General features: G+C 40.2%; 12 protein-coding genes and 7 tRNA genes. 6 read left to right on the top strand and 13 right to left on the bottom strand.

What is annotated here, in order from left to right; all coding sequences use genetic code 11:
• Nucleotides 1-90 precede the first annotated feature (90 nt).
• A complete protein-coding gene (locus tag J9318_RS06505) occupies nucleotides 91-1,338 on the bottom strand; it encodes an MFS transporter (RefSeq protein WP_244732055.1) in 1,248 nt (415 codons plus the stop codon).
• 278 nt (nucleotides 1,339-1,616) lie between these two features.
• Between J9318_RS06505 and gtfA the strand changes: the two genes are divergently transcribed.
• A complete protein-coding gene (gene gtfA, locus J9318_RS06500; protein WP_210562228.1) occupies nucleotides 1,617-3,074 on the top strand; it encodes a sucrose phosphorylase in 1,458 nt (485 codons plus the stop codon).
• 49 nt (nucleotides 3,075-3,123) lie between these two features.
• Here the strand turns inward: gtfA and J9318_RS06495 are convergent, their stop codons facing one another.
• Nucleotides 3,124-4,155 carry a substrate-binding domain-containing protein gene (locus tag J9318_RS06495; protein WP_210562227.1) on the bottom strand — a complete coding sequence of 344 codons (1,032 nt, stop codon included), beginning with the start codon at nucleotides 4,153-4,155 and terminating at the stop codon, nucleotides 3,124-3,126.
• Between the two features lie 214 nt (nucleotides 4,156-4,369).
• Between J9318_RS06495 and J9318_RS06490 the strand changes: the two genes are divergently transcribed.
• The 3 genes from J9318_RS06490 (at nucleotide 4,370) to J9318_RS06480 (ending at nucleotide 6,305) form a co-directional block, all read left to right on the top strand.
• A complete protein-coding gene (locus J9318_RS06490) occupies nucleotides 4,370-5,182 on the top strand; it encodes a class I SAM-dependent methyltransferase (RefSeq protein WP_210562226.1) in 813 nt (270 codons plus the stop codon).
• A 102-nt stretch (nucleotides 5,183-5,284) separates the two neighbouring features.
• Complete coding sequence (locus J9318_RS06485) at nucleotides 5,285-5,623, top strand: PBPRA1643 family SWIM/SEC-C metal-binding motif protein (RefSeq protein WP_210562225.1); 339 nt, start codon at nucleotides 5,285-5,287, stop codon at nucleotides 5,621-5,623.
• Nucleotides 5,586-6,305, top strand: a complete 720-nt coding sequence (locus J9318_RS06480) for an RluA family pseudouridine synthase (RefSeq protein WP_342345695.1) — start codon at nucleotides 5,586-5,588, stop codon at nucleotides 6,303-6,305. Before J9318_RS06485 ends, J9318_RS06480 begins: the two co-directional genes overlap by 38 nt.
• A gap of 214 nt (nucleotides 6,306-6,519) precedes the next feature.
• Here the strand turns inward: J9318_RS06480 and J9318_RS06475 are convergent, their stop codons facing one another.
• Complete coding sequence (locus J9318_RS06475; RefSeq protein WP_210562224.1) at nucleotides 6,520-7,242, bottom strand: YebC/PmpR family DNA-binding transcriptional regulator; 723 nt, start codon at nucleotides 7,240-7,242, stop codon at nucleotides 6,520-6,522.
• A 258-nt stretch (nucleotides 7,243-7,500) separates the two neighbouring features.
• Between J9318_RS06475 and J9318_RS06470 the strand changes: the two genes are divergently transcribed.
• Nucleotides 7,501-8,472: a magnesium transporter CorA family protein gene (locus J9318_RS06470; protein WP_210562223.1), complete on the top strand. Its 972-nt coding sequence runs from the start codon at nucleotides 7,501-7,503 to the stop codon at nucleotides 8,470-8,472.
• 9 nt (nucleotides 8,473-8,481) lie between these two features.
• Complete coding sequence (locus J9318_RS06465) at nucleotides 8,482-9,384, top strand: mechanosensitive ion channel family protein (protein WP_210562222.1); 903 nt, start codon at nucleotides 8,482-8,484, stop codon at nucleotides 9,382-9,384.
• A 98-nt stretch (nucleotides 9,385-9,482) separates the two neighbouring features.
• Here the strand turns inward: J9318_RS06465 and J9318_RS06460 are convergent.
• The 10 genes from J9318_RS06460 to uvrY all read right to left on the bottom strand — a co-directional run bounded on the left by J9318_RS06460 (nucleotide 9,483) and on the right by uvrY (nucleotide 13,621).
• A tRNA-Gly gene (locus J9318_RS06460) sits at nucleotides 9,483-9,558 on the bottom strand.
• Between the two features lie 78 nt (nucleotides 9,559-9,636).
• A tRNA-Leu gene (locus J9318_RS06455) sits at nucleotides 9,637-9,723 on the bottom strand.
• 61 nt (nucleotides 9,724-9,784) lie between these two features.
• Nucleotides 9,785-9,860 (bottom strand) — tRNA-Gly (locus tag J9318_RS06450).
• 59 nt (nucleotides 9,861-9,919) lie between these two features.
• Nucleotides 9,920-9,995: transfer RNA gene (locus J9318_RS06445), tRNA-Gly, on the bottom strand.
• Between the two features lie 59 nt (nucleotides 9,996-10,054).
• Nucleotides 10,055-10,141 (bottom strand) — tRNA-Leu (locus J9318_RS06440).
• Nucleotides 10,142-10,162: 21 nt separating this feature from the next.
• Nucleotides 10,163-10,236 (bottom strand) — tRNA-Cys (locus J9318_RS06435).
• Nucleotides 10,237-10,261: 25 nt separating this feature from the next.
• Nucleotides 10,262-10,337: transfer RNA gene (locus tag J9318_RS06430), tRNA-Gly, on the bottom strand.
• Between the two features lie 152 nt (nucleotides 10,338-10,489).
• Nucleotides 10,490-11,083, bottom strand: a complete 594-nt coding sequence (pgsA, locus tag J9318_RS06425; RefSeq protein ID WP_210562221.1) for a CDP-diacylglycerol--glycerol-3-phosphate 3-phosphatidyltransferase — start codon at nucleotides 11,081-11,083, stop codon at nucleotides 10,490-10,492.
• A 50-nt stretch (nucleotides 11,084-11,133) separates the two neighbouring features.
• A complete protein-coding gene (gene uvrC, locus J9318_RS06420) occupies nucleotides 11,134-12,966 on the bottom strand; it encodes an excinuclease ABC subunit UvrC (RefSeq protein WP_210562220.1) in 1,833 nt (610 codons plus the stop codon).
• A gap of 7 nt (nucleotides 12,967-12,973) precedes the next feature.
• Nucleotides 12,974-13,621, bottom strand: coding sequence for a UvrY/SirA/GacA family response regulator transcription factor (gene uvrY, locus J9318_RS06415; RefSeq protein WP_210562219.1), 648 nt, complete (start codon nucleotides 13,619-13,621; stop codon nucleotides 12,974-12,976).
• Nucleotides 13,622-13,681 lie beyond the last annotated feature (60 nt).

Below are 13,681 nucleotides of genomic sequence, written 5' to 3'. Positions count from 1 at the left end.
GAAGTCATTTTTTTTTAACAAACTAGCCAAACCTTAATCGATTAAGCTTTTAACAAAAATAAAATCCTGATAGTGAATCAGGACTTTAATTTACTCGTCTGCACTAAAGTCCTTCGCTAAAACCGCGTTTGCTGGCTTAGCTATCAGGTTATAAGCCGCAAAGCCAAACAATAGTACAGAAAATCCAGTTGCCAAGTAAAAGCCGTATTTTATTTCACCAAAGCTGTCACTAATAATCCCCATAATTAAAGGGCCAATGGCTGCAGCTGCGGCGGTGAAAAACAAAATTACGCCCGCAACTGCACCATGATGTGAGCGCGGAAAACAGCTAATTCCTTTTGAATTTAAGGTCGGATAAATCACCGACATAAATAAGCCCGATGCTGGCAGCGCCCATATTGCTGCGTGTATCCCAAATATCATTGCAACTAAATAACAAACAGCCACAAGTCCAGTTGCTACCAACAACACTACTTCCCAAGAACAGAAGCTCAACATCCAAGCGCCTAAAAATCGTCCCGCTGCTCTAAGTGCAAAGAAGATAGTAATTGCGTAGGTGGCCATCCATATATAATTCCCGTCGTAATCAACAAAAAGCGATGGCATCCATACATAAATTGCCACTTCAACAGCCACATAAAGTGCAACGGCGAGCGAAAAACCCAATGCATATTTATCTTTCATCATCGCGAAGGTCTGTTTCAAGTTGATACGCTCTTCAACGATTTCATTTTTTTCAGCTTGTTCAGAGTTTGAGGTTCTTGATGGCACTTTAGCAGTATCATGAGCGCCACTTGATTTTGGGAATACCGTTAGGTAAGTGACTAAACACAACATAAAACACAATACGGCGGCACAAACATACAGGTATTTCCATGACATGCCTTGTATCAATAGGTAACTTACAATTGCCGGCCCAACCATGGCACCTATGCCAAAAAAGCCTTCCACTCTGTTCATTGTTTCTGTGTGTTCTTCTGAGTCTTTTGATATGTCGCCAATTAAACCTATGGCGCCGGTTTTAAACATACCAATAGCAACACCTACGACACTGAGTAGACTTACAAATACTAAAAACTCATTGGTAAGTGAAAAACTAAAACTCGCAAGTGAGAAAAGGAGTAAACCGATACAAATGGTTACTTTTCTACCAAGCTTGTCTGCTAGGTGGCCCAACAGAAGTCCACTTAATGCGATGAAAACCATTGGGGCATAATGAAAGGCACTAGCTTGAGTATGAGTTAAACCGTACTCTGTTACTAAATGAGGAATGATCACACCTACTGCATCTGACGTCATCGCAAAAATGAAGAACATCATATAGGTAAGCCACTTCATACGATTGACAGTGTGATTACTCGCACGCACAGACCTATGGGAGTCTGAGTGTGCAGAAATTTTATTGTCGATATTATCTGACATACATTGCCCTGCTTTAATTTTTCATCATTGAACAATAAACTGTCTCTTCGATTTTGGCTAATTGCTCTATAATGATTTTCTGTATTTGACGTTTAATTTATTTTTATTTTTTTACTTGAAACTTTTTTGCTTCTGGTAAAAGATAATACTTAATCGATTAAGAAACAAGCTTTATACAACCAAAAGTTGGAATTATGAAAAACAAAATACAACTCATCACATATGTCGACCGTTTATCCGGTCACGGTTTACCTGAGCTCAAGGGCCTTTTAAACAACCAGCTGAGTAATCTTTTTGGTGGTGTTCACCTTCTTCCTTTTTATTATCCTATTGATGGCGCCGACGCTGGCTTTGACCCAATAGATCACACCAAAGTGGATGAACGACTTGGTAACTGGGCCGATGTAAAAGCAATTGGTGAGCAATATGACATTATGGCCGACCTTATAGTCAACCATACGTCTGCTCAATCGCCTGAGTTTCAGGATGTATTAAAAAGAGGTCGTGAGTCTGAGTATTGGGACTTGTTTATTACCCGTGAAACCGTTTTCCCAGGAGGTATGACAGATGAAGAAGCCGCCATTATTTATCGACCTAGACCGGGCAGTTGCTTTTCTACCTACACATTGTCAACTGGCGAAGAAGTTGAGTTTTGGACAACATTCACGTCAAATCAAATTGATATTAATGTTGAATCTGAAGCAGGCAAAGCATATTTGAATCGTATTTTAGATCGCTTTGAACAAGCCAACATTAAGCTCATTAGGCTCGATGCTGCAGGTTATGCCATAAAACGGCGTGGAACGCGGTGTTTTATGCTCGAAGAAACGTTTAACTTTATCGCTGAGCTGTCTAAGGCCGCGGAAGAACGGGGTATGACAACACTTGTTGAAATTCATTCACACTATCAAACACAAATAGAAATAGCTAAGCGATGTTCACTAGTTTATGACTTTGCACTACCACCTTTAGTGTTACATACGTTATTGCAAAAAGATGCGACTGCATTGGTTGACTGGCTACAGCTTGCCCCTCGAAACTGTATTACTGTGTTAGATACGCATGACGGAATAGGAATTATAGACGTTGGCCCTGATGGAGCTAAATCTGGCTTGCTAAAGCCAAAACAAATTGACGACTTAGTAGAAAAAATTCACCAAAATTCGCATGGTGATAGCCTACATGCAACAGGCAATGCCGCTAGTAACGTGGATTTGTATCAAGTAAATTGCACCTATTACGACGCGCTAGGCGGTGATAATTACTTAAACTTACTCGCTAGAGCAATACAGTTTTTTGCGCCGGGCATTCCACAAGTTTATTACGGTGGTTTATTGGGGCAGAAAAATGATATGCCTTTGCTTAACAAAACCAATGTAGGCCGAGATATTAACCGACCATACTTGGATACAGAGCATGTTGAAGCGGCGATGAATACGCCATTCACTCAGGGTTTATGCCACTTAATTAAGTTAAGAAACGAGGTTGATGCCTTTAATGGCGACTTTTCTGTTTCCTCGACCGAGGTTGATATTACATTAACGTGGAGTTCAGGGGATAGCGAAATCTCACTAAACATTAATATGACAAGCTTGCATGCAACCGTCATTCATAACAACAAAACAATTGATATTGCGAACTGGTTGTCGTAAGTCACGTTAAGCATACTGGTAAAGGTAAGCTCTATTTATTTTCTATAAATTAAGTAGACTTACCTTGATAGAGACCATAGTCAACGGTGACTGAGTGTTTTGCATTATCTATAAATAACCTAGCTGCCAAGCGACCTTTTTCAGCACTATTTTGATACACAGTCGTTAATGTTGGTGAGCTATGTTTGGTTGCTGTGATGCCATCAAAACCAGCTACTTTAATGTCTACTCCTACTGTGATGCCCTGTTTTTTTAACGCTCTTAATAGTGCTAGAGCAATTAAGTCACTCATGCACAACACAACTTTTGGCAACGCCTCTAACGCCAAAATTTGCTTTGCCGCTTTTAACGCAGCTTTGCTAGTACTTTCTGGTATATTCCACACCCCATTTGGTATTAACTCTGCACCCACTTCATTAATTGCTTCTTGATAGCCCAAAAGCCGTTCGTGAGCTATTGAGCTTGTTGAGTCTGAGTCAGACGTTATATCAGCAGGGCCAATATCTGAACTATTATTGAGCCGTAAACCAAGCACTAATACATTGTCATTTTTAGACGTTACGGCGAGTTTGGCAACATCGTAAGCGGCTTGTTTATTATTCACTCGCACTTCTGCATTTCGTTTGATGTTGAAGTCAACGGTGACCACTTTTTTTCTGGTTTTCTTTAATTGAGAAATGAGCTCAACATTTCTTGGTTGGCCGTAACATATGAAACCGTCAACAAAGTCAGCGACACTCGCGATGTTCGGAGAAGAGCCAGAAAACAATAATACGTTAATCTCGTTTGACTCAAGAACGCTAGACATGCCTCTCATAAATTCACTGGCAACAGGGTCTGTGATCATATACTCAACAGCATCGGGTAAGACCAAGGCAACGATATTAAATCGCCCGTTTCTAAGTGACTGTGCGGCTTTGTTAGGTCCAAAATATTCCAGCTCTTCGCAGGCTTTTAATATTTCTTCACGCTTTTTAGCTGACAATTGATCTGGCCGATTAAAGGCATTAGAAACCGTTGCGTTAGAGACTCCTAGCTTTTTAGCTATTGATTTGAGTGTCCAAATTTGTTGATTTGACATAGCAACTATCTAATTAATTGAGTTCCGGTAATAGTATTGAAATTTAACACTAATGTCATCAATAACTCTAGGTAAGCGACAATGCTTTGAATCAAACTTATATTACATAATGGCTTTGTGTAAGTTAGATTATCCTTTAGCACGTCTTTACTTTATATCGCAGGCGTTTTGGATTTGATACAATTTCACAACGTTCTTTTTTGAAGCTATTTACATGTATTTACCGACAAACGCTCGAATACTCACCATTGGCGACGGCGATCTTAGCTTTTCTCGAGCGCTTTTGGCTCATGTCGCGCCTGAAAACCTCATTGCGTCAACCTACGACAGTGAGTCGACATTAAGAAGCAAGTACAAAAGTAATGCATTAGACGATTTATTGCTTGCTGGCGTCTCAGTTTTTCATGGCATTGATATAACCAACGCAAAGAGTGTCCAGCAGTTACCGTCCAATCACGCTGACATTGTGATTTTTAATCATCCTTTGGTGCCTACTCAAAAAACGTACGCACAATATCAAAAAGAGCGAAATAAAACCGCTAACCTCATGAACCGAAACCTGTTGTATCACTTTTTAAAACACAGTTTTAAATGGTTACTATCTAGTAATGGCGAACGCCTTTGTTATATCACCACCAAATCTGTAAAGCCCTATAGCCACTGGCATATAGAAACCAGCTTAACGCCAATTGTTGAAAGCAACAGTAATACTAGCGGTCTCGTTGAGTTTATCGGTAGTGAAGCTTTTGACGTGTCTTTATTTAAGCACTATTTAATTCGCAACGTGGATAGAGACAAGTGCGTAAAACATGAAGCCAGTGATATTTACGTTTATTCAGACAATAATGTCCACAGTATTAAATCGAGACTAACGACATTTAAATATAACCAAAAAGGATATTGCCCGCTTTGTCGGAAAGGACCTTTTGCTAACTCGGAAGATTGGGTGCTTCATCAAAATACACGTATTCACAAAGCTCAGTGGCAATATCATGTAGATTGGCTTGAACATCAAACAATCCTTTAATATCGCGTATCTTCGCTCACTATGCTCTATCTGTGTGGTATAATTTTGGCAATCAGAAAGGCGTAATGCCTTTTCAAACAAAACTCTATTTGGACTCCAAACATGTCAGACAAGTTTTTCTTTAAAGGTCGCCAAGACGCAAGACAAAATCATATTAAAAGCTACCAACCGAATGTGTCAAAAAAGGCAGGCAGTAAAAAATACCCACTGGAACTCGTTGTCACCTCTGAAGCGAGAAAAGTAGAAATTGAACAACAACTTAGCGAGCACCAGTTATTTGCAAATATTGAAGTGAATACTTCTGAAAATGCACAAGAATCAATTGAGCAGCTCACTACATTACTCAATAAAGCAACCACAGTGACGGTAGAGAAAACCCCTTCGCGTAATGACCCTTGCTTTTGTGGCAGCGGGAAAAAGTACAAAAAGTGCTGCGGGTAATTCACTGACCATGCAGCCGCAACCCGACACGTTTATTGTTCCGCCGTGTTTAGAAGATATTCGGGTTGAATACGAAGACCCTGATTTTATTGTGATCAACAAACCATCCAAATTACTCAGCTTGTCAGGTAAACACCCACTAAACAAAGACTCGGTTCATTATCGTATTGTTCAGCAATACCCAACCGCCACGTTAATTCACCGTCTGGACTTTGGTACTTCCGGTTTAATGTTACTGGCGTTAAACAAAGAGACCAATAAACAGTTGTGTGAGCAGTTTGCACAACGGTCAGTTAAAAAATACTACGAAGCAATATTAGATGGGCAACTAGCAGACACTCAAGGTGAGATTACTTTTCCGTTAATTAAAGATGTAGATGGGTTTCCGTTACAAAAAGTCTGTTATGACACTGGCAAGCCGGCTACCAGCCACTATCAAGTGCTAAGTTATAACGCTAACACTAACACCTCGCATGTGCAATTTGAGCCGATAACAGGACGTACGCACCAGCTTCGGCTGCACAGTTTGGCCATTGGTCACCCTATTATTGGATGCGATCTCTATGATTTAGCAGATTCGTATTCTAAGGCTGAACGGCTCATGTTACACGCTACCTCTTTGTCATTTTTTCACCCTAAGTCTAATGAAAATATGCACTTTTACTCACCGAGTCCATTCTGAAGTTATGACAATATTAGTTTCAGTTTCGCTATGACTCGAAACATCTCTCTATAACCATTCAATTTCAATCTATTCACAAAAAAAGCCCCACCAAATTGGCAGAGCTTTATTATTTTTTTTGAATTTTTCGAAGATCAAATCGTCAGGTTTAAACAACTTATTTAAAATAAAAAACTTAATTGAAACCTTTAAACGACTTAATTGCTACGATCAATTAGCCTTCGATTTCTGCATTATGATAAACATCTTGCACGTCTTCACAATTTTCAAGCATGTCCATAAACTTCTCAAACATGGCTACGTCGTCACCCGTCACTGGCGTTGTTGTTTGTGGTTCCCAAGAGATTTCTTGAACATCAAAGTCAACACCTTCAAAAGCTTCTTCCAACGCAGTTTTTACATTGTTGTACTCTGTATGAGGCGCTGTAACTGTGATCTTTCCGTCTTCACATTCAACGTCTGTCACGTCAACATCCGCCATCATTAGCGCTTCTAACACTTCGTCTTCGTCGTTACCGTCAAAAACAAACAGGGCAACATGATCAAACATATGAGCGGCTGAGCCTTGCGCACCTAGTTTTGAGTTTGTTTTAGTAAAGCTGTTACGAACTTCCATGATAGTGCGGTTGTTGTTATCAGTTAAACAATCCACGATTACCATACAGCCACCAGGTCCAAAACCTTCGTAACGAGCTGGAGAATAATCTTCCCCTGCACCACCAGCCGCTTTATCAATCGCATTTTTAATTACATGCGCTGGTACCTGATCTTTTTTCGCACGTTCAATAATGTTTTTTAGCGCTATATTTGTATCCGGGTCACCACCGCCATTTTTTGCAATCACATAGATTTCTTTTCCATACTTGGAGTAAACCTTTGTTTTCATATTAGCTGTTTTAGCCATTGACTCTTTGCGGTTTTGGTAAGCTCTTCCCATCTTAGTCTCTTTTTATATTGAATGATTTTCAGCGATTAATTAGCCCGGCATTATACATCAACAGGAGTTGCCGTGCAGTGTTGGTTGCGTAAATTAATCTATTTTTCGGAAAATTTGAATCACTCACGCCAATTATTTTGAATTTGCTTGGCTAATTTCTGTCACTATGAATATCAAATCTTTTGTTTTACTTGAGCTAAACTACTGCTATAACGAAAATAATTATGCGGTAACAATATTTTTACTTAGGACAGCAATATGATTAATTGCATGCTAATTGATGCAAAGGGAAAAAGCCAAATTGCAGGTAGCGAACTCATCGAACAGTGGAAGTCTGACAGTGACTCTATGATTTGGATTGATATTTCAGATGAGGATTTAAAATCCGAAGCTAAATTACTAGCTAGTTTAGGTTGCCATTCATTGGCAATCACAGATGCCCAGCGTGATCGACACCCTCCGAAAATTGAGCTGTTTAAAGATTATTTGTTTCTTTTATACCGGGGAATTTATAAAGCACAACCGGGGCTAATATTTGAACATCTTCAAATTAGCTTTTTCATTGGCGATCGTATTTTTATATCACGTCATAACAAAGAGTCGAAAGCAATCAATGCTATGTTCAACGACAGCGGTACTAAGTATTTAAAGCGCAGTCCTGTGCATTTGGCGATTCGTATATTCCACTACAGCTGTGGCTTATACCTAAGTGAGTTATTGGACTTCGAAACTGAGTTGGAAATTATCGAAGACAAATTTCAGAAAAAGGGTTCCGACTCGTTAATGCGACAAATTACTACTTATCGCTCTCGTTTGGTCAAGCTTCGCAGAGCCTTTAGTTACCATGTAAATATAGGTAAAGCTTTGGCGTCTTATATTGACGATGACGATACACAAATAATTACCGACAAAGAAATCCATATGGTCAATGATTTGAACGAGCGATTAGATCGGTTGCTGAGTTTGTCGCAACTTTACTACGACATTTGTGGGGACTTAGTCGATGGTTATCTTTCTGTGACCTCACACCAATTAAATGAAACGATGAGGGTATTGACGGTAATCACCGCTGTTTTTGTTCCTCTGAGCTTTTTAGCTGGCTTATATGGAATGAATTTTGACTATATTCCAGAGCTAAAAGTAGAGAATGGATATTTTATTTTAATTGGGGTTATGGCGTTAATCGCGGTTGCTTTAATTGGTTTATTTAAAAAGAAAAACTGGCTTTAGGAGTTCACAATGATTGATGCCGCATGGCTCGACGTACAGTTATTTAAAGTTGGAGAGTACAGTTTAAAACTCGGTCAACTTTTATCGTTTTTTGTTGTACTTATTATTACATCTATCGTTAGCAAAATTTTGCAAGCTGGTTTTAATCGTATTGCAAAACAAAAAGGCAATACCAGTAGTCATCACCTGTACATCATCAGTCGAATTATCCACTACCTGGTTTTATTTATCGGCTTTATTATCGCGCTAACCATGTTGGGCTTTAAAGTCACTGAGTTGGCAATCATGGCCAGCGCACTAGGTATAGGTATCGGCCTAGGTTTACAGGGCATGGTGAATAACTTCGTATCTGGCCTCATGATAATGCTTGAGCGAAGTTTAAAGGTTGGTGACTTTATTGAAGTAAGTTCGGGCTTGGTAGGCGAAGTTATTGAAATCAATATGCGAGCCACCCTAGTCCGAACTAACGATAATATTGATATTTTAATTCCAAATGCGGATTTGGTCTCGGGCATTGTCACCAACTGGACACTTGCTGACAACGTGAGACGCTTTAGAATCCCTTTTGGTGTCGCTTATGGGTCTGATAAGGAAATAGTTAAAAAAGCCGCGCTTGAGGCTGCTAAGGCGGTAAATTACACACTTACAATGCCAGGCCGACAGCCAATAGTCTGGATGACTGGTTTTGGTGACAGCTCAATTAACTTTACCTTAGGTGTTTGGGTCTCGCATGAACAAGTTAAACGACCAACGGCATTGATGTCAGATTATTTATGGGCCCTTGATGACGCTTTGCGAGCAAATAACATTGAAATTCCTTTCCCACAACGCGATTTACATATTCGTAGTAGCAATGTCGGATTTGCGAAACAACAGGACAGTTTGGCGTCGAATGACTCAAAACACGAATAGTATTGATTCTAGTGCTTAACTTTAGCTAAAGCCTACTAGAACTGCAGTGGGTTTGTGTTTTTTTGATTTGCTATAGATAGAATAATCATTGTAGATATTGGAGCGAGTAACGAGGCTCGAACTCGTGACCTCAACCTTGGCAAGGTTGCGCTCTACCAGCTGAGCTATACTCGCGTCACATACACTTTAGTGCAATTTATCTAATTAAATGAACCTGGTATGTTTCATTTAACCTTACTGCTAAGCAGTAAATGGTGCCCGGGGCCGGACTTGAACCGGCACGCTTTGTTAAGCGAGGGATTTTAAATCCCTTGTGTCTACCAATTTCACCACCCGGGCATCGGGGGTATTTTTATAGTAAAGTTGGCACTCTACTTAAGCTATTCCTAGCTTTAAAATTTGGAGCGAGTAACGAGGCTCGAACTCGTGACCTCAACCTTGGCAAGGTTGCGCTCTACCAGCTGAGCTATACTCGCGTCACATACAACTTTCATTGCATAGTTACACATAATTAATGTTTTGTACCAATCTAAATTGGAGCGAGTAACGAGGCTCGAACTCGTGACCTCAACCTTGGCAAGGTTGCGCTCTACCAGCTGAGCTATACTCGCGTCACATAGATAACGAATGGTTCTGGTATGTTCCATTCATCTTACTGCTAAGCAGTAAATGGTGCCCGGGGCCGGACTTGAACCGGCACGCTTTGTTAAGCGAGGGATTTTAAATCCCTTGTGTCTACCAATTTCACCACCCGGGCGACACTAATTTTAAGAAGTCATGGAGGCGGGTCCCGGAGTCGAACCGAGGTCCACGGATTTGCAATCCGCTGCATAGCCACTCTGCCAACCCGCCAAGCTATTGCTTGACTACGTTTGTTTGGAGCGAGTAACGAGGTTCGAACTCGTGACCTCAACCTTGGCAAGGTTGCGCTCTACCAGCTGAGCTACACTCGCATCACTTACAAACGTCTTCTCAGACTTCTTTGCTGTCATCGCTGACAACGGAAACGCATTCTACATTTTGATTGTTTGTAGTCAACTGCTAATTGCAATAAAAATGACAATTTTATGCTGTTTGATGCTTTTTTAGCTCACACGCTCAAAAATCAAACTTTTTTACCCGATATGATTGGCCAAGCCGCTTTAAAGTATATAAACAATGACCAAATCGTTAAAATCGTTGCTGTATATAAAAAGAACCAGGTTGCATAATCTAACAGAGGACCTAAAAGCCAACCTTCAAATACCCAATATTCATTTGGATGCCACAGCAAACCAATTAAGGCTAACATTTGCGCCGCCGTTTTAAACTTACCGACCATAGAAACTGAAACATCATCACTGTGACCCATTTGAGCCATCCACTCGCGAAGTGCTGAAATAACTATTTCACGCCCGACTATTATCATTGCCGGTACTGCGACCCAAGCATTGGCATAGTCGTCTACTGCTACGATAAAGGCTACGGCCACCATGACCTTGTCTGCAACAGGATCAAAAAATGCACCGAACGGTGTAGATTGGTCTAATTTTCGAGCCAAATAACCATCAAGTGCGTCCGTTATTGCTGCGAACCAAAATATAAATGCAGTTACAAAATATTTCCATTCGTATACGTCGGCCGGTAAATAATAAAAATAAACCATGACTGGAATTAAAAAGATACGAAACGACGTTAAAATATTCGGAATATTCCACATAAAAAATTACTACATTATTGTTTTGGGGATTTAGTGTAGATGATGCCTATTTAATCCTTGTCATGCAAGAAGGCATGTATATCTTGAGCCAATTGTTTGCTAATTCCTGAAACTTTTGCAAAATCTTCTGCTTTAGCCGACATTACTCCTTGTAAACCTCCAAAGTTCTTCAATAGCATTTGTCGTCGTTTAGCACCAACCCCTGGTATATCTTGCAGTAACGATTGTGTTTTGGCCTTGCCGCGTTTAGCTCGGTGTCCTGTAATAGCAAATCGATGCGACTCATCGCGAATATGTTGAATAAGGTGCAAGGCCATAGATGTCGGTGGCAAATCTATTTCTATTTCACCACCGTTTAAATATAGTATTTCTAAGCCGGCTTTGCGCCCCTCTCCTTTTGCAACGCCTGCAATGATTGGGGTTTTCTCATGCGGCCAGTTTGCGAAAAAGGCTTCAGCTTTATTTAACTGTCCTTTACCACCGTCTATAAAAAGCACGTCTGGCACATTTTCAACGCTCTCAACGTTTTTATACCGTTTATTTAGCGCAAACTCCATGGCTCCATAATCATCACCACCTTTTACACCTTTTACATTATATCGTCGGTAAGCCGACTTTTGTGGCCCTTCAGGGCCAAATACAACGCAAGATGCGATAGGATATTCACCAAACGTATGGCTAATATCAAAACACTCCATACGCTCAATGCTCGGCACTTTTAGCACTTCACATAATTCTTTGTACTTAGTGCTAATTGCTCGCCCATCCGCTAACTTAGTCGCTAAGTCAATATCGGCATTTTTTTGAGCTAATTGATAATACTTAAACTTTTCACCACGCCTTGGTTTTACTAACTCCACCTTAGCATTACGAACTTTAGCTATCGCCGCTTCAAGCTCCTCAAGATCTTCTGTTTCAGGCGGTACAATAATGGTTTTCGGTATACTTTGACCGCCAATCCCATTTAAATAAAATTGACTGATAAACGAGGTTATTATCTCGCTTGGCTCCGAATTAGCCGGCACTGTTGGCGAGTAGTTTTTACTCCCCAATACTTTTTGATCGCGGATGTAAAGAATATGCATAGACGCCAAACCTTTATCACTAGAAAAGGCTAATACATCTATCTCATCAATTGAGCCACTTACGTTTTGTTGTTCCGTTACCTTGCGCAAAGCCCCTATCTGATCACGATAAAATCCGGCATCCTCAAACTGGAGTTTAGCGCTCGCTTGCTCCATTTTACCAATTAATACATCAACAACTTCTTGGCTTTTTCCAGTAAGAAACTGTTTAACTAAACCTACCTGTTCTTGGTATTGCTCATCCGTTACAAAACCCTCGACACATGGTGCCGAACAACGCTTTAGTTGATGTTGTAAACATGGTCTACTTCGAACTTTGTAAAAGCCATCCTCGCATTGCCTTACTGGAAATATTTTTTGCATTATCCGTAAGCTTTGCCAAACCGCTCCAGGACTAGGAAAAGGACCAAAATAATCGCCCTTGTTGCGTTTTTTTCCTCGGTGCATTGTTAACCGAGGATGTTTATGATCGGTAATTAAAATATAGGGATAGGATTTATCATCTCTGAGTAAAATATTGTATTTAGGTAGGTACTCTTTAATCAGATTATTTTCTAAAATTAACGCTTCTGTTTCGGTTTCAGTTACCGTCACTTCAATATTGGCAATTTGAGCAACGAGCGCTTGAGTTTTCACGCTCGCTACATTTTTTTGGAAATAACTAGACAAGCGGTTTTTAAGGTTCTTCGCTTTACCGACATATATTACCGTTTGTTCGCTATCAAACATTCGGTATACGCCAGGTTCTGATGTTACATGTTTTAGAAACTTAGAAGCGTCAAAGTTTTCAGAAGACATACGAGAACTAAAGCTTTTCCATATCTAACATACCATGTCGTATCGCTAAATGCGTTAACTCTACGTCATTACAAATGTTTAACTTTTCGAACATGCGGTATCGATAACTGTTTACCGTCTTCGAGCTCAAATTAAGTTGTGTTGCTATGTCTTGTACCTTTTCACCTTTGGTGATCATAAGCATAATTTGTAGCTCTCGCTCACTCAAAGAATCAAATGGCTTGTCAGAATCAACGCCCTTGAAGTGATTCAAAGCCATTTGTTGGGCTATTTCAGCTGAAATAAATCGTTGTCCAACGTTGACCTGTTTTATTGCATTAACTAAGTCATCTGGTGATGTTGTTTTTGCTAAAAAACCTTGAGCGCCGTTTTGCATTACTTTTGTCGGAAACGGATCTTCCGCATACATTGTCAATATAATGACTTTGACGTCAGGGCAGTATCGAGCTATTTTTTTGGTCGCTTCAATACCACCTATACCCGGCATATTCATGTCCATCAGCACTATGTCAGGTTCATTAGAACGGCAAAATTGAAATGCAGCTTCCCCTGAGTCGGCTTCGCCTACTACTTTCATTCCGCGTACATCGTCCAAAATACGACGAATACCGGTGCGTACTAACTCATGGTCATCAACCAATAAAATATTGATCAAAGCCTTTCTCCTCTGACTCAAAATAGCAAATTAAATTAACACAATTTGGCATTAAGGCAA

This window comes from Psychrosphaera aestuarii (assembly GCF_017948405.1).
Lineage (GTDB): Bacteria > Pseudomonadota > Gammaproteobacteria > Enterobacterales > Alteromonadaceae > Psychrosphaera > Psychrosphaera aestuarii.
Note: the sequence above shows the minus strand (reverse complement) of the source record. Positions and strands in the feature narration are given on the sequence as shown.